This is a genomic window from Bacillus sp. 1735sda2 (genome assembly GCF_024159245.1).
GTDB lineage: Bacteria > Bacillota > Bacilli > Bacillales > Bacillaceae > Bacillus > Bacillus pumilus_O.
In genome coordinates this window covers 3,621,879-3,640,907 of the sequence record NZ_JAMYWZ010000001.1, presented here as the reverse complement: position 1 = coordinate 3,640,907, position 19,029 = coordinate 3,621,879, and the positions used below count along the sequence as shown (strand labels likewise).

The following is a 19,029-nucleotide window of genomic DNA, read 5'->3' as shown; positions in this document are numbered from 1 at the left end:
ACGAGGTGGCTCATGATGCAGTTTCAATTAAGTGATGAACATGAAATGATTCAAAAAATGGTGAGGGATTTTGCGAAAAATGAAGTAGAGCCAACAGCAGCAGAGCGAGATGAGACAGAAACGTATGATCCAGCTATTTTTCGCCAAATGGCAGAGCTCGGTTTAACGGGGATTCCTTGGCCGGAAGAGGTTGGCGGGATCGGTAGTGATTATTTAGCCTACGTCATCGCAGTGGAGGAGCTTTCAAGAGTGTGTGCCTCTACAGGCGTCACGCTCTCCGCCCACACCTCTCTCGCCTCGTGGCCCATCTATACTTTTGGAACAGATGAACAAAAAGAGACCTATTTAAAGCCGCTTGCAGAAGGACAGAAGGTAGGGGCATATGCACTCACTGAGAGCGGGTCGGGTTCGGATGCCGGCGGAATGAGGACGACGGCAGTAAAGGCAGGCAGTGAATACGTCCTGAACGGTGCGAAAATCTTTATTACAAATGGGGGCATTGCGGATTATTATATTGTGTTTGCTGTGACAGACCAAGAAGCTGCATCTCGAAATACGACAGCCTTTATTGTAGAAAAAGAGACACCGGGCTTCTCGGTCGGTAAAAAGGAAAGCAAACTGGGCATTCGCTCATCGCCAACGACTGAAATTCGATTTGAAGATTGCCGGATTCATGAAAAGAACCGGCTCGGACAAGAAGGAGAAGGCTTTAAAATAGCAATGATGACCCTCGATGGCGGCAGAAACGGCATTGCTGCACAGGCTGTTGGGATTGCACAAGGCGCTCTTGATGCGGCAGTCCATTATGCGAAGGAGCGCAAGCAATTCGGCAAACCAATCATTCAACAGCAAGGAATCGCGTTTAAGCTAGCAGATATGGCAACCGCAATTGAAGCCTCCAGGCTACTCACTTATCAGGCAGCATGGCTCGAAACGAAAGGGCTCCCGTACGGAAAAGAATCAGCTATGTCCAAGCTCTTTGCTGGAGATACAGCCATGAAGGTAACAACAGAAGCCGTCCAAATCTTCGGCGGCTACGGGTATACAAAGGATTACCCAGTCGAACGATACATGCGTGATGCGAAAATCACCCAAATTTATGAAGGCACACAGGAAATCCAGCGCCTAGTCATCTCGCGCAAACTACTAGATATGTAGAAACAAAGCAAAGACCACCTGACGTGAGGTGGTCTTTTTCGGTGTGGATCATGAAGTGTTTTTGCACTAGCACCATCCAAAATTCACATTAACGTATGAGTGATTTGTAACTGATGAAGTAGTGAGTATTGGTACATGTGAATTGGCAATATACCTACTAAAGAATTAGACCTCAAGAATAATATAGCGATAACCCACATACAAGGTAATAGTCAGGTTTTCCTGAATTTAAGATGATTTCCAGTATTGAGCCATATTATATGAGCATTATGTTAAAATTGAGAAAATAAAAATATGGGAGGTTATTATGACCACAATTACTACTATCTTAGCGATTGTAACTTTGGTGATATGGATCATGGTTTCCGCAGAACTATCAAAGTCTTCAAAGAAAGATCAAAATGAAAAAGAAAATAGCCGTAGAAAATTAATTGTTTTAATGTTTGCAGGCATTATATTGACGATAGCAGTAGTCATCTCATTACTTCAGAAATTGTAGCTTTAAAATACGAAAAAAGTGATTGTATAAAAAAGTTCATCTCGTTCACTAATGTGTTTAAACTTTGCAAAAATGTCACGGTTCAGCCTCATTTCTAACGTGATGGTTATGATTTTTCCTACATAAATAAGCAATTCTTTTTTTGTCCGAATAGTGAATCTCCTAAAGAAAATCCAGAAAAATGAATATACGGAGGATTCATGCAAAAAGCAGCCATTATTTTTCATCATACGTTCAAGGATTTGAATAAAGGGTATCAATTTTGATATCAAACGGAAGTCGAGACAACTCAATATGAGTGTCTCGATTTTTTTGGAATTGAGGAAATTGATTCAATTTAACTAGGTAATTTAATCCATTATCTTCTTTTTTGACTTGGATTCGTAGGGACTTATGTTGTGTTTTGGAAAATAGTATGTTTATCACATTTTCTAAATGTTACAATTTTTCAAAAGCTATGATAGGAACTGAGCTATATAAAGCTATTGATATATTTCCAAAAATAAATCACTTTCTCATACAGATACGGTTCTTCACAGGGTCAATATGTATAACTGTACTTCCCATTCATTCATCACTTCTCTTGAATTCAAAATAAAATCAACTCTTTTTTCACATTCATAATGATGATTCAGTTAATTTTTGAATCTGGGCTCCAATTGTTGAAGAATATTTCAGTAATAATTGAAGGACTACAACGAGCATCTCTTAAAAAAATTCATCATGAAAGTTTACCTGCCTCTAAAAAGAAGGCACTGAAAATTCGAAATGAATTTTGATAGTGTTTATCAGAAATTCTGACTAGATTTGAATGAATCAGAGCATTTTATGCTATTACATAAGTGCCCAGTAAAAATGGAAAATGAACGTAAATCCTGATAAAAACTGATTACAAATACCGTTAATTAAATAAATGTTACAAATTTTCCAAAAAATTATTGAAATGTAATTTAATTCTTGCTAGACTAAAGAAGTAGTAAATAATCGAAGGAGGTCATATTATGACGAAAGCAACAGATTCTAAGTTTTATGCTTTATTATCGCTATCACTTCTTGCGGTAACATTAGTAGCTTTAGTGATTGGTAATGGTTCTTTGATTGCAGCAAATCTAGGTGTTAGTACTGCAACTGCGGCAACAGTAGTTAATTTCTTAGATACTTGGTCCTCAGTAGCGACAGTCATTACAATCGTTGGTGTTTTCACTGGCGTAGGCACAATTAGTTCAGGTGTAGCTGCTACTATTTTGGCTATCCTTAAGAAACAAGGAAAAGCAAAAGCTGCTGCTTTTTAATCTAAAAAAAAATCATCTCAATCTTTAATTGAGATGATTTTTTTTCCAAAAGTCAGGTGAAATGGCGCTTATATAGATAATGATTTAAAAACTAATTTAACGTTTTATGCCCATGCGGCTTGTAATAAAACATGAATTAGGAGGAAATTTCATGATAAAAGCAAATAAACTTGGCTCATTCTCACTATTGTTATTTGCAGTGACAATAGCATCTTTATTCGTTGGAAATGGTTTTTTGAGAGCAGCCAATCTATGTGTTACTGTGGCTGCCGCTGCTATTATGGTTGTACATAAAAAACAAGGGAAAGCGAAAGCTGCTGCTTTTTAAGATGACTTATACATAAAACTAATAAACTATTTAAAATATATGATCAAAGTATAATGGGGTATCTCATTTATATTGGGATGATTCTTTTTTCTTTCATTGTGGTGGGAGCGTTGATTTTCTATGGGAATGAGATTCCTAGCGCTTACCTAAACAGCTTTGTTTTTATTTCAATATACATTGTAGCTACAGCTAATATTAATCGTTGTGTATTACCGTATAGAAGACAGCAGCCTGGCTTGGTCTTTGTCTCTAAACAATTGTTGTTGAAACATTTATTCTTTACGATAAAAAAAGGATATTCAGTTCAATTACTTTTGGCTTGTTTCATCGCTTTAACCTTTTTGCTAGTTGAAAATCAATATGTCATTATGATACTAGCTCTTGTGGTCGTAATGCTTTCTTTTGCATCTCAATTATTGTCTGGTCTATTCAATATCATCAATAGAATACTCCTTTTGTTACAATTTTGGTATATCATAACGTCCGTTTTTGAAGCAGTGATCATACTGCAAATAGTACAGTCTCTTCTTATTTATATTTACATAAGTAATTCTCATAGGATACCTTTGACAACTGGGCTTTCCTTTCTAAAAAGTGCGAATAAGCAACAGAGGTCTGGAAATATTCTGTATTTATTTTTGTCTTATATCACTAGTAATAAAATATTAATGATCTTAATAGGCGCTTTAGTAGCTGTGCTTACTTATTTCGCCCAATCTTTCTTAACGAAAATAGAAAATCTGCCTGCGCTCATTTTGGTCTATATCAACTTTATCACGATCTTAGAAATCCTAATAGGTTCGAAAAAGGAAGAGATTGTGCTTGATAAAGCAAGAGTCGAGACGCTACAAGCTTCATTGATTGTGAGTCCGTACGAGAGATTTAAATCCAGTACGATTTATTTACTATGTCTTGTACTGATTTTTGTCAGTGTGTGTGGAATTGTCGGAGTAATGATAAACACGTCCGATATCTCCATTATTCTTAAAAATACGTTATCGCTTCCTTTAATCATCTTTATCGGGGTCGTATATTTCAGAAAAACAGAACTATTAATCAACGATTATGAACATAAGTTACTGAAGCTATCCTTGCCGATTTTATTACTCATATGTATAACAATTTTCACAATTACTTCATGAAAAGAGGAGGAAAATGATACATAAAAGATTGAAATATTTTCTGTGGTACTACTCTATCTACTGTATTTTGCTGATAGGTACAGGGATTTATCTTGGGAATATAGTCAACAAAGATTTATTTGAAGCCACACCGCCAACATCGGGCCAGGAATTTATGTCTGTAGTCCTACAACATAACTTAACGAACTTTGCAATGTATTTACTAGGTTTCTTGTTGTCGCCTTTATTTCAAATAATGGATTTTGGAGGTTCTTCCTTCGTTATTACGATGGGTTTTAGAACACTAGGAGCACAAGAAGCTTTAAGTAAACTAATTCCTCATGGGCTATTAGAATTTCCAAATATGTTGTTTTATCAAGGAATAAGCCAGTATGTGCTTTTCACCCTCATTTATACGAAATCAATGAAAGCCGCTTTAGGTGTCATGAAAAAAATGATTCCTTATTATCTACTATCGTTAGTCATCCTAATAATCGCTGCTTTTATTGAAGGATATGATTCTTTATTATTTTCTATCATGATCAATCATAGATGGTTTTATTGAAGACTCTATAAGACGGAGAAGGGGATTCAAGTGGGATTAGAATTTGTAGAATGTACGAAGAAGTTCAAAAACAATACCATACTAGATAAAGTGAATTTTTCAATTCCAACAGGCCTCTTTCATTTAGTGGGACGAAATGGTGCAGGTAAAAGCACTCTCCTTAAAATGCTAGCTGGTCTAGATAAGAGATACTCTGGGGATATTGAGACAAACAAAGAATCGACTCTTTATTTAAATGTTGATCCAATTGGCATTCATCCATTTACAATTAGAGAAAACCTAGAGATTCTGTGGAATACCTTTCATATTGTACCGACTGAAGAACAATTGGGTATTGTGAATGATTTTTTTGATGGTAACCTAGATGGTTCGTATAGCAGAGCATCTACGGGTATGAAAGCGAAGGTAGGATTATCTTTATTGTTCGTAAAAGATTGGAAAACCATTCTAATTGACGAAACTATGTCATCTCTAGATTCAGAGAGTATAGATATGCTATCTGAGAGGCTAGTGAATCTTTCTATTAAAAAAATTTCCACCATCATATATGTTTCCCATAGCATGGTGAATAAACGCTTAAACGATCATTCAAGCATTATGAGTATAGGGGATGGGAGGCTATTATGGAACAACGTCCAAGAATAACATCACTGATATCATTAATCATTTTTATTATGGCGAATTATTATTTCGTTACTTTTGCTATTGAATTGAATGGCTACATTTCGAAACTAGATGATTTAAGAGCTTTGTTAGAGGATATGCCTTATGAAACGATGCTGAATCTAATTGTTGTCATTACAACAATTCTCACCAGTATCAGTCTCTTAGTACAATATCTCATCGCTAAATTCTTATTAATGCTCTTTTCTCCAGAGGTTAAGGGTCATTTGTTTTATGCTCTAATTCCTAAGATTATCATTATGTTTATTAATGTAATATGTATGGGGATCTTGCAAATACAAAGCTTATGGCTGTACCTCTTCACGGCACTTATAGGAGCAGTGTTCATCTTATTCTTTTTTCAATATAAAAAAGCGAACTGGAAAGCATCGATTCTCTTTGCGGCACCATTTATTATCGATGCTCTCATTTCCTTAGGAAAAGAAATAGTCGCTGTAATGTAATGAATAATAAGTAGAGCATGAACTTTTAAGTGAAACAAAGCTTGCGAAAAGAGTAACGGTATTCGCATAAAAGTGAATTCAAGGTAATTTGAGAAAAAGGTTTTATTTTCATTAAAGGTACACGTCAACTAAACCCGTTGACGTGTACCTTTTTATACGCTTTATAATAAATGGACAATCACATTTTTTCGTATGGAATGAATAGAACGTCATATAAAAAGCATGCCGGACACAAAAGTTAGACCCATTTTACCCAAATGAAGAACCATTAGGTGAGCCCCTTGAGAAAAAATCAAAAATTAACATGATTAAAGGTGGCATAAACTCCCCTAATTTGTTTATAATGAGAGGTATGGTTTGTCGTAAAAATAAGGGATAAACACTTATTATTTCACTGATAAATGGATACATACATGTAATAGAAAGGGAGTGTCTGACCTTGAGTTTGAAAGAATACTCACAGGAGCAGCTCAAGCACATGTCTTTAGTTGAACTTGCTTATGAAATTTTCAGAGACAGCAAAACACCGATTACGTTTTCCGAGTTAATAGATGAAATGGTCCGTTTACAAGGAATTCAAAAATCTGATCTTGATGATCGCCTTGCTCAATTTTATACAGACTTAAATATAGATGGCCGCTTTATTTCGTTAGGTGATCAGAGATGGGGACTTCGCAGCTGGTATCCAGTTGATCAAATCGAAGAAGAAGTTCAGCCAGCTGTGAAAACAAAAGCGAAAAAGAAAAAAACAAAAGCAGCTGTCGTTGAAGAAGACTTCGATGAAATTGAAGAGGAAGAGGAAATCGAAGAGCTTGAAGAAGACCTTGATCTTGTTGAAGACGACGATGATCTCGACCTAGACGATGATGAGGAAATCGAGGAAGAGATAGAAGACTTCGACGAAGATGATGACGAAGATGATGACGGCTTAACAGAAATTGACGAAGACGATTTAGACGATAATGAGGAAGAGAAATAACCCTCATAAACCGGTCCTTAAAACAGGACAAAACCGTCTTGACTTTCGAGAGCGAACTATGTAGTATGTATTTTGGGCTCTCTAAAAAGAGTACGTAAAGATACGTTCATTTACGCTCCCTTTCATTTATTTGAAAGGGAGCTTTCTTATTTTTCAAGAGATTTAGGGATACACTCTAAAAAGGATGAAGCTGTGCATGCCTAGTCATGCAAGGGTAAAAAAGAGAGGAGCATACGAAATGACAAAGTATATTTTTGTAACAGGAGGAGTTGTTTCCTCACTTGGAAAAGGGATCACGGCTGCCTCGTTAGGCCGCCTTCTGAAAAATAGAGGGATGGATGTCACCATTCAAAAATTCGATCCATATATCAACGTAGACCCAGGGACGATGAGTCCATATCAACACGGTGAGGTTTTCGTCACAGATGACGGTGCTGAAACAGACCTTGACTTAGGTCACTATGAGCGCTTCATTGATATTAATTTAAATAAGTACAGCAACGTCACAACTGGTAAAATATACTCTACTGTTCTGAAGAAAGAGCGCCGCGGCGACTATTTAGGCGGAACGGTACAGGTTATTCCCCATATTACAAATGAAATCAAAGACCGCGTGTACCGTGCCGGAAAAGAAACAGGTGCAGATGTGGTCATCACAGAAATCGGCGGAACAGTTGGAGACATCGAATCCCTTCCTTTCCTAGAAGCGATTCGACAAATGAAGAGTGACATTGGCCGTGAAAACGTCATGTACATTCATTGTACCCTTGTTCCTTACATCCGAGCAGCAGGCGAGCTGAAAACAAAACCAACACAGCATAGTGTAAAAGAACTTCGCAGCCTTGGGATTCAGCCAAACGTGATTGTGGTCAGAACTGAAATGCCAATGACCCAAGACATGAAGGACAAAATTGCGTTATTCTGTGATATTGATACAAAAGCTGTTATCGAATGCCAAGATGCAGACACGCTATACTCTATTCCGCTTGATTTACAAAAACAAGGATTAGACAAGCTTGTATGCGAACATATGAAACTTGATTGCCAAGATGCAGACATGACGGAGTGGACAGCGCTAGTCGATAAAGTGCAAAACCTCTCAAAACAAGTCACAATTGGTCTAGTAGGGAAATATGTTGAACTGCAAGATGCATACATTTCTGTTGTTGAATCACTTCGACATGCTGGTTATGCATTTGATGCAGACGTTCAAATCAAATGGATCAATGCTGAAGAAGTGACAGCAGAAAATATGGCTGATTTCGCACAAGATGTAGACGGCATCATCGTTCCTGGAGGCTTCGGAGACCGCGGAGTGGAAGGGAAAATCATTGCTACACAATATGCCCGTGAAAACAAAGTGCCTTTCTTCGGAATTTGCTTAGGAATGCAAGTTGCGTCGATTGAATATGCACGAAACGTACTAGGCCTTGAAGGAGCTCATTCAGCGGAAATTGATCCTGAAACAGCATTCCCAATCATTGACCTTCTTCCAGAACAGAAGGATGTAGATGATCTAGGCGGAACACTTCGTCTTGGTCTATATCCATGTAAATTAAATGAAGACTCCAAAGCATTTGCAGCATACAACGATGAAGTGGTCTACGAACGCCACCGCCATCGCTATGAGTTCAATAACGAATTCAGACAGCAAATGGAAGCTGCAGGATTTGTCTTCTCTGGTACAAGCCCAGACGGACGTCTTGTTGAAATTATCGAGCTGAAGGATCACCCTTGGTTCCTTGCTTCTCAATTCCACCCAGAATTCGTCTCAAGACCGACAAGACCTCAGCCATTATTTAGAGATTTCGTTGGTGCTTCACTGCAAGCATCTGAATCAAAATAAAACAAAAAAACTGCCGAGAATATGATCTTCTCGGCAGTTTTTTTATTCATATTCCTCAACGATTTCTTTCACAGTAAACGATAGAGCGTGGTAGACGTATAAACATGTCATTAAAGCAGGATAACCGAACCTTGTCCCGTCATCAGCAGGCACAAGTGGCTTCTTAAGCTGGAAATCAATATGGACATCACAATGCTCTTCAATCATGGACGGCTCCTTTTGTGCGGGCCCGACACCAACAACAGGCGTCCCTTGCGCGTGCAGCTCTTTTACAAGAGATTCAATCTCCTCGTCTTCTGGTTCTGAATAAAATAGTAGCACTCTATCGCTTGGATGAAGCAAGCTGCGCTCTGTTTGATCAAGCGGCAGTACTTTCGCACATGGAAATGGCTCCTTGCTTTCAGTTGCCTCTAGGGCTACAGCAGCCAGTTCATTCTTTCCGTGAAAATATACACCATGTCCACTGACAACGGCCTGTGCAAGAAGGCGTGCACCATCCTCTATCGCTTCAGCCTGCTTTTCTCCAATACGTGAAAAAATACCTGATAACTGAGTCGTGAAAATTTTTAACAAGACGGATTTCCTCCTTCGGTCAGATCATTTTATAATAGAATATAAAGAGAATATTAGGAAAAATGCTCAGAAAATGTCGTAAAGTAAACTATTATAAATAAAGGAAATGTGAAAATCAAACAGAATTATTTAACAACAGCTCTTTTTATGGCGAAAAATGAAAGCAATGGGGTGTAACAGATGAATGAGAAAATTTTAATTGTCGATGATCAATATGGTATTAGAATATTGTTGAATGAAGTGTTTCATAAAGAAGGTTATCAAACCTTCCAAGCAGCCAATGGGCTTCAGGCGTTAGATATTGTGAAAAATCATAGACCAAACCTTGTGTTGCTTGATATGAAGATTCCCGGAATGGATGGAATTGAAATTTTAAAACGCATGAAATTAATTGATGAAGACATCCGTGTCATCATTATGACAGCCTATGGCGAATTAGACATGATCCAAGAATCCAAAGAACTCGGTGCTTTGACGCACTTTGCGAAACCTTTTGATATTGATGAGATCCGAGATGCTGTCAAAGAATACTTGCCGCTCGAAACAAACGGTTAGATGGAAATGATTGAATCGAGTCATTCTGTTGCCGATTTGTCGAATAATTGGTATCCTAGATAAGAAGAAGAAAGCGATCTGACTTTGAAAGTTTACATATGGCGAGAAATTCTGGTCATGCTAGGGTGGAGAGCTTTTTTTAGTAAGCAAATTAGCTACATAGGGAGGATTTTTCATCATGCCTTTAGTTTCAATGACAGAAATGTTGAAAGACGCAAAGGAAAAAGGTTACGCTGTTGGACAGTTTAACTTAAATAATTTAGAATTCACGCAAGCGATTTTACTAGCTGCTGAAGAAGAGAAATCTCCAGTTATCTTAGGAGTATCTGAAGGAGCAGGACGCTACATGGGCGGCTTCAAAACAGTTGTCGCAATGGTTAAAGCGTTAATCGAAGAATATAATGTAACAGTTCCTGTTGCGATTCATTTAGATCACGGTTCAAGCTTTGAATCTTGTGCAAAAGCAATCCATGCAGGATTTACTTCTGTCATGATCGATGCTTCTCACCATCCATTCGATGAGAACGTAGCAACAACTGCGAAAGTAGTTGAGCTTGCACATTTCCATGGTGTATCTGTAGAAGCTGAGCTTGGAACTGTTGGCGGACAAGAAGATGACGTCATCGCTGAGGGCGTTATTTATGCTGATCCAAAAGAGTGCCAAGAGCTTGTAGAACGTACTGGCATTGACTGCCTTGCACCTGCATTAGGTTCAGTTCATGGTCCATACAAAGGTGAACCAAACCTTGGTTTCACTGAAATGGAAGAAATTGGTAAAATGACAGGTCTTCCACTTGTTCTTCATGGCGGAACAGGTATCCCAACTGCTGACATCAAGCGCTCAATTTCACTTGGTACAGCAAAAATCAATGTAAACACTGAAAACCAAATTGCTTCTGCGAAAGCAGTTCGCGAAACACTTGCTGCAAAAACAGAAGAGTATGATCCACGTAAATATCTTGGACCAGCTCGTGACGCAATTAAAGCGACTGTTATCGGCAAAATGCGTGAATTTGGTTCTTCTAACCAAGCATAATTTGATGAGAACCGAAAGCCGCCTGAGTCACAGGCGGTTTTCTCCATATCTTGAGAAAGCGCAATCAAATTTACATTTCAGACAATTTATTGATAGGAGAGTGGCACAGTTATGTTATTTTTCGTAGATACAGCGAATATCGCAGACATCAAAGAGGCGCACGAGCTTGGCATTTTAGCAGGCGTCACAACAAACCCTAGTTTAGTAGCGAAAGAAAAGGACGTATCATTCCATGACCGTCTTCGCGAAATCACTGACGTGGTATCAGGTTCTGTCAGTGCAGAAGTTATTTCCCTCAAAGCAGAAGAAATGATTGAAGAAGGAAAAGAGCTTGCTGCCATTGCACCAAATATCACGGTGAAAATCCCAATGACAACAGATGGTCTTAAAGCTGTCAAAGCGTTAACAGACCTTGGAATTAAAACAAATGTCACTTTGATTTTTAGTGCAAACCAAGCATTGCTTGCAGCTAGAGCTGGTGCGACGTATGTCTCTCCATTCCTCGGCCGCTTAGATGACATTGGCCAAAATGGTCTCGATCTCATCAGTGAAGTGAAAACCATTTTTGATGTTCATGGTTTAGATACACAAATCATTGCTGCATCCATTCGTCATCCGCAGCACGTGACAGAAGCTGCGCTTAGAGGTGCTCATATCGGCACAATGCCGCTGAAAGTCATCAAGCAGCTGACGAAACACCCATTAACGGATGCGGGCATTGAGCAATTTTTAGCAGACTGGAATAAATAAGTGATTGTGGCAGGCAGGATTGTCTCCTGTTTGCCGCAGTTTTTCTTAAAAACGCTAAGAAATGTTTTGTGCAAAGAAGAGAACATCACAGCCTCGCAAAGCTTCGATTATTTTTCTTCCGACAAATTTCGTTTAACCTGTATTCTTTCTCTTGATATTGGCTAAATTTTGGACAAGACCTTTTAAAGCGCGACATCCACAAACAGTATAACTCCAACAGTGATCTTCTTTAAGAAGGGAGACAAATATGGAAAAGTTAAACATTGCCGGCGGTGACCCCTTACGCGGGACCGTACATATTAGTGGTGCGAAAAATAGTGCAGTGGCACTGATTCCTGCCACGATTCTCGCTGATTCTCCAGTAACGATTGAGGGCCTTCCGCATATTTCAGATATTGACACATTACGAGATCTGTTAGAAGAGATTGGCGGAAAGGTCACATTTGAAAAAGGCGAAATGGTCGTCAATCCTGCTTCCATGATCAGTATGCCGCTTCCTAATGGAAAAGTGAAGAAACTGCGTGCGTCTTATTATTTAATGGGCGCTATGCTGGGAAGATTCAAGCAGGCTGTCATTGGGCTGCCAGGAGGATGCCACTTAGGACCTAGGCCGATTGATCAGCATATCAAAGGGTTTGAAGCACTCGGAGCCGAGGTGACAAACGAGCAGGGTGCCATTTATTTGCGCGCTGAAAAATTAGTTGGAGCCCGTATTTACCTTGATGTGGTCAGTGTAGGTGCGACCATCAATATCATGCTGGCAGCTGTACTGGCTGAAGGAAAAACGTTAATTGAAAATGCCGCAAAAGAACCCGAAATTATTGATGTAGCCACATTGCTTGCGAGCATGGGAGCCAAAATCAAAGGTGCGGGTACTGATGTGATTCGAATCGAAGGTGTAGAATCTCTTCATGGCTGTAAGCATTCCATCATCCCTGATCGTATAGAAGCAGGCACTTTTTTAATTGCCGGTGCTGCGATGGGAGATGAAGTTGTACTTGATAATGTGATCCCAACTCATTTAGAATCAATTACGGCGAAACTTAGAGAGATGGGGTTCACCATTGAAACAAGCAACGATCAAATGCTGATCGTTGGCAGAAACGAAGGACTCAAGCCTGTCGATATTAAAACCCTTGTGTATCCGGGCTTTCCAACGGACCTTCAGCAGCCGATGACGGCGCTGTTAACAAAGGCGAAAGGCACGAGTGTGGTCACAGATACGATCTACTCAGCCCGCTTTAAGCATATTGACGAATTGCGTCGAATGGGTGCAAACATGAAGGTCGAAGGAAGATCTGCCATTATTACTGGACAAACGCAGCTTCAAGGAGCAAAGGTGAAAGCAAGTGACCTGCGTGCAGGTGCTTGTCTCGTGGTTGCAGGGTTAATGGCAGACGGTGTGACCGAAATCACAGGGCTTGAACATATAGACAGAGGATATAGTTTGCTTGAGAAGAAGCTTGAAGGCTTGGGTGCAACCATCTGGCGTGAAAAGCTGAGTGACCAAGAAATAGAAGAACTTCAAAATTCATAAGGCTTTGACTGTGAGAGGAGATTTGGACAAAAATGGAAAGAAGTTTATCGATGGAACTAGTACGGGTGACAGAAGCAGCTGCATTAAAATCTGCTCGTTGGATGGGAAGAGGATTAAAAGACGAAGCAGATGATGCTGCAACAAGTGCAATGCGTGATGTATTTGATACCATTCCGATGAAAGGAACAGTGGTCATTGGCGAGGGGGAAATGGACGAAGCACCAATGCTTTATATTGGGGAAAAGCTTGGGAACGGATACGGACCTCGTGTGGATGTAGCTGTTGATCCTTTAGAAGGAACAAATATTGTGGCAAGCGGCGGCTGGAATGCCTTAGCTGTTATTGCGGTGGCAGATCATGGCAACTTGCTGAATGCACCTGATATGTACATGGATAAGATCGCAGTAGGTCCAGAAGCGGTAGGCTGCATCGACATTGAAGCGCCTGTCATTGACAATCTTCGTGCTGTAGCAAAAGCAAAAAACAAAGATATTGAAGATGTGGTTGCAACGATTTTAAACAGAGATCGACATGAGAAAATCATTGCTGAACTGAGAGAAGCAGGAGCAAGAATCAAACTGATCGATGATGGTGACGTTGCAGGAGCCATTAATACAGCATTTGATCATACAGGTGTTGATATTCTATTTGGTTCAGGCGGAGCGCCAGAAGGTGTCCTTTCTGCTGTTGCGTTAAAGGCACTTGGTGGTGAAATCCACGGAAAGCTTCTTCCTCAAAGTGAAGAAGAACTCAGACGCTGTGAGAAAATGGGGCTGGATGTTGGCAAAGTCTTAAGAATGGAAGACCTCGTGAAAGGCGACGACGCCATTTTTGCTGCGACTGGTGTAACAGACGGTGAGCTATTAAAAGGTGTTCAATTCAAAGGCTCTGTTGGAACAACACATAGTGTTGTGATGCGTGCGAAATCAGGTACAGTTCGTTTCGTAGATGGCAGACACAGCTTAAAGAAAAAACCGAATCTTGTCATTCGTCCGTAATCTGAAAGCGGGTATTCATTACCCGCTTTTCATATAGGTGTCAAATGTATATCATTTTCTTTTTAAAGTTGAATATTCTCTGCAAATGAGGTAAAACTAAAGAGTGCTGCGAAATTTTCTGCGAATTTACTTCTTTTAAGCTTCAACAAGTTTAAATACTGCCGCATCATGACGATATACTCATTATCCTTCTCTATGTTGACAAAGCTCAATTTCACATTGTTCCTATCTTTACGATAAAACGAGTGGGAGCGTTACCATGAGAGCGAGGTCATTCCAACAAAACGGAATTAAAAGCTAATCAAATACAATGGTCATGCATTTGTAATGAAATACATTGACTAGAAAAGTGTGGTGTCCATATTGAAAGATGTTTCGATTTCATCTTTGGAAAATATGAAATTAAAAGAGCTGTATGAGTTAGCAAAAAAGTACAAAATCTCTTATTACAGCAAACTAACAAAAAAAGAATTGATTTTTGCCATCTTAAAGGCGAATGCTGAGCAAGAGGATCTCTTATTTATGGAAGGGGTTCTTGAAATTATTCAGTCTGAGGGATTTGGTTTCTTAAGACCAATTAACTACTCTCCAAGTTCTGAAGACATTTATATTTCAGCTTCACAAATCAGACGCTTTGATTTACGAAACGGAGATAAGGTGTCTGGAAAGGTACGACCTCCAAAAGAGAATGAACGCTACTATGGCCTCCTTCATGTCGAAGCGGTAAATGGGGACGACCCAGAATCAGCTAAGGAACGTGTTCACTTTCCTGCACTCACGCCGCTATTCCCTGATCGTCAAATGATTCTTGAAACACAGCCTAATCACCTGTCTACTAGAATTATGGATATGATGGCACCAGTTGGGTTTGGGCAGCGTGGTTTAATTGTTGCACCGCCTAAGGCTGGGAAAACCATTTTGCTCAAAGAAATTGCCAACAGCATTTCTGAAAATCACCCAGAGTCAGAGCTAATTGTCCTGTTAATTGACGAACGCCCGGAGGAAGTAACAGATATCGAACGTTCTGTTGCAGGGGATGTTGTTAGTTCAACCTTTGACGAAGTACCGGAAAACCACATTAAAGTAGCAGAGCTTGTATTAGAGCGTGCCATGCGTCTTGTTGAACATAAGAAAGATGTCATCATCTTAATGGACAGCATCACAAGGCTTGCTCGTGCATACAACCTTGTCATCCCGCCAAGCGGCCGAACGCTTTCCGGCGGTATTGATCCAGCGGCTTTCCACCGTCCAAAACGCTTCTTTGGTGCTGCGCGTAACATTGAAGAAGGCGGAAGCTTGACGATTTTAGCCACTGCGCTTGTTGATACAGGATCACGTATGGATGATGTGATTTATGAGGAATTTAAGGGAACAGGGAACATGGAGCTACATTTAGACCGCTCTCTTGCAGAAAGAAGAATTTTCCCAGCAATCGACATTCGTCGTTCTGGAACGAGAAAAGAAGAACTGCTTGTACCAAAAGAGCATCTTGATCGTTTATGGGCGATGAGGAAATCGATGTCAGATACACCTGACTTTGCTGAGAAGTTCATGCGCAAAATGAGAAAGACAAAGACAAATCAAGAATTTTTCGATATTTTAACGCAAGAATGGAAACAAGCGAACATGTCTGCATCTAGAAGATAGCTTGTTGAAAAAATACATTTGCAATCATAGACTCACACTGTTATAATTTCATCATGTGCGTTTCAGAATTTATTCTGAGATATTAACTCTGTTTCCGAATTGGATTCAGGGCGGAAGGAGATGACAGTAGATGAAAACAGGAATTCATCCTAACTACAAAAAAGCTACAGTCAAATGCGCTTGTGGAAATGAGTTTGAAACTGGATCAGTAAAAGAAGAGGTACGCATCGAGATTTGCTCTGAGTGCCATCCTTTCTATACAGGCCGTCAAAAATTCGCTTCTGCTGATGGACGTGTTGACCGCTTTAACAAAAAATACGGTCTTAAGTAATAATAGATACAATAAACAGGCAGGAATCCGTTCTTGCCTGTTTTTTTACGTGGATTGATGGAACTTTAAAACGGGGGAGAAGACCTTATGTATGTGATGAAACAAAGCGGTTGGCTTGAAGTCATCTGCGGAAGTATGTTTTCTGGAAAGTCGGAAGAATTGATTCGGAGAGCCAAAAGGGCCACCTTTGCCAAACAAGAAGTAAAAATATTCAAACCAGCGATTGATAACCGATATAGTACTAGCTCAGTTGTTTCACATAACGGTTCATCGGTCGATGGGATTGCAGTAGCCTCACCAAAAGACATAATAACGCACATATCAGAAAGAACCGATGTCATTGGCATAGATGAGGTGCAATTTTTTGATGAGACAATCATTGACATTGTCACTCAATTGGCTGATAAAGGTTACCGAGTCATTGTTGCAGGCCTTGATCAAGACTTTAGAGGAGAGCCATTTGGTGTTGTTCCGCATTTAATGGCATGTGCAGAGCTTGTAACAAAACTTCAAGCAGTTTGTTCGGTATGCGGCTCCCCAGCGAGTAGAACACAACGCTTAATCGACGGTAAACCCGCATCCTATGATGATCCCATTATTTTAGTAGGTGCGCAGGAATCATACGAAGCACGATGCAGACATCACCATGAAGTACCAAGGCTTGACGTTGGTACAACACTTGACAATTAAAAAAATAGCAAATGCCGCTGTGTTTCGTTTTTCGAGATTTTGGCTGAACACCCATCATTTGTACTTAAATAAATTAAATAACGCTACGAAAAAATTATCTAATTTTCAACGCTTGCGTTTTAGCATAAGCAGGCATAAAATGACTAACTGTAGTGTAAAGCATTTTAACGAAAAGTTCGATTTCTTGTCATAATTTTTTTGATTAAGGATTTTCCTCCTTAATCGTTCTTTAAATTAATAGTTCACTTTATTTATATTTTAGAAAGAGGGTAGTTTTTGATGAACAACGTGAAGAAAACAAAAGAAGGGTACCTCGAAACCACTTTGACAGGTAAAGATGTATTATCGATTCCAACGTTGAACAAAGGCGTTGCTTTCTCTGAAGAAGAAAGACAAGAGCTTGGACTAGAAGGCTTACTTCCTCCAACTGTTCTCACTTTAGAACAACAAGCGGAGAGAGCGTACAAGCAATTCCTAGCACAGCCAGATCGTCTTCGTCAAAACGTATACTTAAGTGATTTGCAAAACCGTAACGAAGTATTGTTCTATAAGCTTATATCAGACAAGCTTCGTGAAATGCTTCCAGTTGTGTACACACCAACTGTTGGTGAAGCGATTCAAGAATACAGCCATGAATACAGAAGACCTCATGGTGTCTATCTTTCAATCGACAACATTGACGGCATTGAGAAAGCATTTGAAAACTTACATGCAACAGCAGGAGATATCGACCTAATCGTAGCAACTGACTCTGAGAGCATTCTTGGAATTGGTGACTGGGGTGTCGGTGGTATCAACATCGCAATCGGTAAATTAGCTGTTTACACGGCTGCAGCAGGTATTGATCCAAGCCGCGTGATTCCAGTCGTATTAGATGTTGGAACAAACAATGAAAAATTATTGAATGATCCATTATACATCGGAAACCACCACAAACGTGTACAAGGTGAAAAATACGAGGAATTCATTGATGCTTATGTAAAAGCAGCGCTTAAATTCTTCCCGAAAGCATTACTTCACTGGGAAGACCTTGGAAACAAAAACGCACGTAACATCATGAAAAAATACAATGATAACATCTTAACATTCAATGATGATATTCAAGGTACTGGTGCCATTACTTTAGCGGGTGTTCTTGCGGCTGTCAAGAAAACTGGTACTCAATTGAAAGATCACCGTGTGATGATCTTCGGAGCTGGTTCAGCTGGAATCGGAATCACAGATCAAATGCGTGACACAATGGTTCTTGAAGGTCTAACTGAAGAAGAAGCAAACAATGCTTTCTGGACATTAGACTACAGAGGTTTATTGACAGATCAATTCGAAGATGAAGTGTTTGATTTCCAAAAACCATACCTTCGTTCTTCTGATGAAGTAGAAGGCTGGGCACGTGATGAAAAAGGCCAAATCTCATTTGCTGAAGCTGTTCGCCAGGTGAAGCCAACGATTCTAATTGGTACATCAGGTCAAGGCGGCGCATTCACTGAAGAAATCATTAAAGAAATCGCAGCTCATACAGAGCGCCCAGTGATCATGCCAATGTCTAACCCAACACCACTTGCGGAAGCAGTTCCAGAAGATCTATTCAAATGGACAGACGGCCGTGCACTTGTTGCAACAGGAAGCCCGTTCGAAAACGTTGAGTATAACGGAATTGAACATGAAATTGGACAATCAAACAATGCGTTCGTATTCCCTGGACTTGGTCTTGGTTCAATCGTAACGGAATCAAAAATCATCACAAAAGGCATGTTCGTTGCTTCAGCGGATGCGATTGCTGAAATGGTTGATCATGATAAACCAGGTGCTGGTCTACTTCCAAGCATTGATAAGTTACAAGAAGTTTCTATTAAAGTGGCTATTGAAGTAGCAAAAGCAGCAATTAAAGATGGTGTCGCAAGAAAAACACCTGACGACATCGAACAAGCTGTGAAAGATGCAATGTGGATTCCTGAATATAAAAAAATTGTAAGAGCATAATAAAATGTGTAACGCGG

At 39.7% G+C, this 19,029-nt stretch carries 20 protein-coding genes; 19 read left to right on the top strand and 1 reads right to left on the bottom strand.

The window, feature by feature from the left end; genetic code table 11:
• Positions 1-15 precede the first annotated feature (15 nt).
• The 10 genes from NKR21_RS19070 (at position 16) to pyrG (ending at position 8,915) form a co-directional block, all read left to right on the top strand.
• Positions 16-1,158, top strand: coding sequence for an acyl-CoA dehydrogenase (locus NKR21_RS19070; protein ID WP_088003341.1), 1,143 nt, complete (start codon positions 16-18; stop codon positions 1,156-1,158).
• 307 nt (positions 1,159-1,465) lie between these two features.
• Positions 1,466-1,657, top strand: coding sequence for a hypothetical protein (locus tag NKR21_RS19065; RefSeq protein ID WP_012011580.1), 192 nt, complete (start codon positions 1,466-1,468; stop codon positions 1,655-1,657).
• Positions 1,658-2,658: 1,001 nt separating this feature from the next.
• On the top strand, positions 2,659-2,949 hold the full coding sequence (locus NKR21_RS19060; protein WP_025093875.1) for an uberolysin/carnocyclin family circular bacteriocin: 291 nt from the start codon (positions 2,659-2,661) through the stop codon (positions 2,947-2,949).
• A gap of 151 nt (positions 2,950-3,100) precedes the next feature.
• Complete coding sequence (locus NKR21_RS19055) at positions 3,101-3,277, top strand: hypothetical protein (RefSeq protein WP_012011577.1); 177 nt, start codon at positions 3,101-3,103, stop codon at positions 3,275-3,277.
• 695 nt (positions 3,278-3,972) lie between these two features.
• Positions 3,973-4,419, top strand: a complete 447-nt coding sequence (locus NKR21_RS19050) for a hypothetical protein (RefSeq protein WP_224925559.1) — start codon at positions 3,973-3,975, stop codon at positions 4,417-4,419.
• Between the two features lie 13 nt (positions 4,420-4,432).
• Positions 4,433-4,963: a stage II sporulation protein M gene (locus NKR21_RS19045; RefSeq protein WP_012011575.1), complete on the top strand. Its 531-nt coding sequence runs from the start codon at positions 4,433-4,435 to the stop codon at positions 4,961-4,963.
• Between the two features lie 30 nt (positions 4,964-4,993).
• A complete protein-coding gene (locus NKR21_RS19040; RefSeq protein ID WP_012011574.1) occupies positions 4,994-5,608 on the top strand; it encodes an ATP-binding cassette domain-containing protein in 615 nt (204 codons plus the stop codon).
• Positions 5,587-6,090: a hypothetical protein gene (locus tag NKR21_RS19035; protein ID WP_012011573.1), complete on the top strand. Its 504-nt coding sequence runs from the start codon at positions 5,587-5,589 to the stop codon at positions 6,088-6,090. The genes NKR21_RS19040 and NKR21_RS19035 overlap by 22 nt, the downstream gene beginning before the upstream one ends.
• A 439-nt stretch (positions 6,091-6,529) precedes the next feature.
• Positions 6,530-7,069, top strand: a complete 540-nt coding sequence (rpoE, locus tag NKR21_RS19030; RefSeq protein WP_012011572.1) for a DNA-directed RNA polymerase subunit delta — start codon at positions 6,530-6,532, stop codon at positions 7,067-7,069.
• Positions 7,070-7,307: 238 nt separating this feature from the next.
• The gene (gene pyrG, locus NKR21_RS19025) at positions 7,308-8,915 is read left to right on the top strand and encodes a glutamine hydrolyzing CTP synthase (RefSeq protein ID WP_003215143.1); all 1,608 of its coding nucleotides are present in this window, start codon (positions 7,308-7,310) and stop codon (positions 8,913-8,915) included.
• Positions 8,916-8,957: 42 nt separating this feature from the next.
• Here pyrG and NKR21_RS19020 read toward each other — a convergent pair whose 3' ends face one another.
• Positions 8,958-9,488, bottom strand: a complete 531-nt coding sequence (locus NKR21_RS19020) for a DUF2529 domain-containing protein (RefSeq protein WP_012011571.1) — start codon at positions 9,486-9,488, stop codon at positions 8,958-8,960.
• A 180-nt stretch (positions 9,489-9,668) separates the two neighbouring features.
• Between NKR21_RS19020 and NKR21_RS19015 the strand changes: the two genes are divergently transcribed.
• From NKR21_RS19015 to malS, 9 genes are all read left to right on the top strand, one after another.
• Positions 9,669-10,043: a response regulator gene (locus NKR21_RS19015; protein WP_003214681.1), complete on the top strand. Its 375-nt coding sequence runs from the start codon at positions 9,669-9,671 to the stop codon at positions 10,041-10,043.
• A gap of 178 nt (positions 10,044-10,221) precedes the next feature.
• Positions 10,222-11,079: a class II fructose-bisphosphate aldolase gene (locus tag NKR21_RS19010; RefSeq protein ID WP_012011570.1), complete on the top strand. Its 858-nt coding sequence runs from the start codon at positions 10,222-10,224 to the stop codon at positions 11,077-11,079.
• Positions 11,080-11,190: 111 nt separating this feature from the next.
• On the top strand, positions 11,191-11,829 hold the full coding sequence (gene fsa, locus NKR21_RS19005) for a fructose-6-phosphate aldolase (RefSeq protein WP_003215343.1): 639 nt from the start codon (positions 11,191-11,193) through the stop codon (positions 11,827-11,829).
• A 247-nt stretch (positions 11,830-12,076) separates the two neighbouring features.
• Positions 12,077-13,366 carry a UDP-N-acetylglucosamine 1-carboxyvinyltransferase gene (locus NKR21_RS19000; RefSeq protein WP_012011568.1) on the top strand — a complete coding sequence of 430 codons (1,290 nt, stop codon included), beginning with the start codon at positions 12,077-12,079 and terminating at the stop codon, positions 13,364-13,366.
• Positions 13,367-13,398: 32 nt separating this feature from the next.
• Positions 13,399-14,364, top strand: coding sequence for a class II fructose-bisphosphatase (glpX, locus tag NKR21_RS18995; RefSeq protein ID WP_012011567.1), 966 nt, complete (start codon positions 13,399-13,401; stop codon positions 14,362-14,364).
• Between the two features lie 363 nt (positions 14,365-14,727).
• Positions 14,728-16,011: a transcription termination factor Rho gene (gene rho / locus NKR21_RS18990; protein ID WP_003215202.1), complete on the top strand. Its 1,284-nt coding sequence runs from the start codon at positions 14,728-14,730 to the stop codon at positions 16,009-16,011.
• A 130-nt stretch (positions 16,012-16,141) separates the two neighbouring features.
• Positions 16,142-16,342 (top strand): 50S ribosomal protein L31, encoded by a 201-nt coding sequence (rpmE, locus tag NKR21_RS18985; RefSeq protein ID WP_003215407.1) that lies wholly within the window; start codon positions 16,142-16,144, stop codon positions 16,340-16,342.
• 87 nt (positions 16,343-16,429) lie between these two features.
• Positions 16,430-17,032 carry a thymidine kinase gene (locus NKR21_RS18980; protein ID WP_003214626.1) on the top strand — a complete coding sequence of 201 codons (603 nt, stop codon included), beginning with the start codon at positions 16,430-16,432 and terminating at the stop codon, positions 17,030-17,032.
• A gap of 279 nt (positions 17,033-17,311) precedes the next feature.
• Positions 17,312-19,012: an oxaloacetate-decarboxylating malate dehydrogenase gene (gene malS / locus NKR21_RS18975; RefSeq protein ID WP_144455352.1), complete on the top strand. Its 1,701-nt coding sequence runs from the start codon at positions 17,312-17,314 to the stop codon at positions 19,010-19,012.
• The last annotated feature ends 17 nt before the right edge of the window (positions 19,013-19,029 follow it).

Excerpts from the sequence above, each read along its gene's own strand:
- NKR21_RS19070 (WP_088003341.1), top strand. The coding sequence starts at position 16 with ATGCAGTTTCAATTAAGTGATGAACATGAAATGATTCAAAAAATGGTG.
- NKR21_RS19065 (WP_012011580.1), top strand. The coding sequence starts at position 1,466 with ATGACCACAATTACTACTATCTTAGCGATTGTAACTTTGGTGATATGG.
- NKR21_RS19060 (WP_025093875.1), top strand. The coding sequence starts at position 2,659 with ATGACGAAAGCAACAGATTCTAAGTTTTATGCTTTATTATCGCTATCA.
- NKR21_RS19055 (WP_012011577.1), top strand. The coding sequence starts at position 3,101 with ATGATAAAAGCAAATAAACTTGGCTCATTCTCACTATTGTTATTTGCA.
- NKR21_RS19045 (WP_012011575.1), top strand. The coding sequence starts at position 4,433 with ATGATACATAAAAGATTGAAATATTTTCTGTGGTACTACTCTATCTAC.
- NKR21_RS19035 (WP_012011573.1), top strand. The coding sequence starts at position 5,587 with ATGGAACAACGTCCAAGAATAACATCACTGATATCATTAATCATTTTT.
- pyrG (WP_003215143.1), top strand. The coding sequence starts at position 7,308 with ATGACAAAGTATATTTTTGTAACAGGAGGAGTTGTTTCCTCACTTGGA.
- NKR21_RS19015 (WP_003214681.1), top strand. The coding sequence starts at position 9,669 with ATGAATGAGAAAATTTTAATTGTCGATGATCAATATGGTATTAGAATA.
- NKR21_RS19010 (WP_012011570.1), top strand. The coding sequence starts at position 10,222 with ATGCCTTTAGTTTCAATGACAGAAATGTTGAAAGACGCAAAGGAAAAA.
- fsa (WP_003215343.1), top strand. The coding sequence starts at position 11,191 with ATGTTATTTTTCGTAGATACAGCGAATATCGCAGACATCAAAGAGGCG.
- NKR21_RS19000 (WP_012011568.1), top strand. The coding sequence starts at position 12,077 with ATGGAAAAGTTAAACATTGCCGGCGGTGACCCCTTACGCGGGACCGTA.
- glpX (WP_012011567.1), top strand. The coding sequence starts at position 13,399 with ATGGAAAGAAGTTTATCGATGGAACTAGTACGGGTGACAGAAGCAGCT.
- rpmE (WP_003215407.1), top strand. The coding sequence starts at position 16,142 with ATGAAAACAGGAATTCATCCTAACTACAAAAAAGCTACAGTCAAATGC.
- NKR21_RS18980 (WP_003214626.1), top strand. The coding sequence starts at position 16,430 with ATGTATGTGATGAAACAAAGCGGTTGGCTTGAAGTCATCTGCGGAAGT.
- malS (WP_144455352.1), top strand. The coding sequence starts at position 17,312 with ATGAACAACGTGAAGAAAACAAAAGAAGGGTACCTCGAAACCACTTTG.